Raw genomic sequence first — 1,040 nt, 5'->3', positions numbered from 1 at the left:
TGTTTAGCCCTTGCCAACAGCTGCTTACGGGTATCACCATTGGTATATCGAAACGGGACATACTCTATATTTTGTTCTTTGCACCGCTGAATTTCATCGTTCTCTAAATCCCGTGCCATCCAGCGATAAGTAATCCTGAGCTCATCAATTGCCTCATAAAAGAGCTTCTGGACATGAAACCGGTCATTGGTCATCGTGGCATTGGGAAAACCCGTTCGGACAATCCGCATCATGGTCGGTGAAAGATCCAAAGTGACCTCTTTGACTGTCTTACGCTTGGAGAGATGAATCATTTCAAGCACCTTTATGACGTCTTCAGACTTCGTGCCACGTATCATGGCCACAAGAGTACCTCTGCCACCATGTCCCGCACGGTTAGTGACAACAGTATATAATTCTCCGCAACTTAAAGAAGTCTCGTCAATACAAAGGCTGGGACCTATGTTCTGTTTGAACAGGACATATTCTGTGGCATGATCTAACTGATCCCACTGTCTGTATGCGCTGATAAACTCCTTGTACTGGGAAGTTAACTGTTTACCGTTTACCCCATAAGCATCTGCTATGGAGCTTATGCTGGCCGCGGTAGTTTCAATCTTCTTCTTTTAAAAAAGCAACGAACTCAGGAGTGAGTTTCGTTCCTTCGGCAGTTAGATCATCGTAGGTATAAGAAAACGTTTCCCCGGTAGCTTTGTCATACCAGCGACGACGTCTTACGTGGAGATAAACAGGTTTGCCACGCAAAGGAAAGTCCTGAATAACTTTCTCATCGGTAAAACCATGGGAGATCACGGTTCCGCTCTTATAGTCAGAACGTTCCAGGTAGTGTTTTTCGTCAAGCCAAACTTCAATTTTATCAGAGCCGTCATGCCAACCGGAGATATCGAAATACTCCATTAAAACTTCGGGAAAGATGACTCGTAGTAACTTATCTAGATTGCGATTAGAATTCATTGGATTGTTATTTTTTTAATCTTCCGCAAAGATAGTTCACTTGCGCGTATTAACATAACATATCCACAGGGTTTTCGGACTGACCC

At 43.8% G+C, this 1,040-nt stretch carries 2 protein-coding genes; both read right to left on the bottom strand.

Annotated features, from left to right (window positions below; all coding sequences use genetic code 11):
* The coding region (locus tag LPH68_RS26390; protein ID WP_230297287.1) for a transposase at positions 1-458 on the bottom strand (458 nt) is incomplete at its 3' end.
* A gap of 133 nt (positions 459-591) precedes the next feature.
* The gene (locus LPH68_RS26385) at positions 592-954 is read right to left on the bottom strand and encodes a transposase family protein (RefSeq protein WP_008997339.1); all 363 of its coding nucleotides are present in this window, start codon (positions 952-954) and stop codon (positions 592-594) included.
* Positions 955-1,040: the final 86 nt, after the last annotated feature.

Source organism: Bacteroides sp. 1_1_30 (assembly GCF_020982715.1).
Taxonomy (GTDB): Bacteria; Bacteroidota; Bacteroidia; order Bacteroidales; family Bacteroidaceae; genus Bacteroides; species Bacteroides xylanisolvens.
The sequence above is the reverse complement of the archived record's forward strand: the minus strand, read 5'-3'. Positions and strand labels throughout refer to the sequence as shown.

Bases quoted from the DNA above. Each gene is read 5' to 3' on its own strand.
- LPH68_RS26385 (WP_008997339.1), bottom strand. From the start codon at position 954: ATGAATTCTAATCGCAATCTAGATAAGTTACTACGAGTCATCTTTCCC.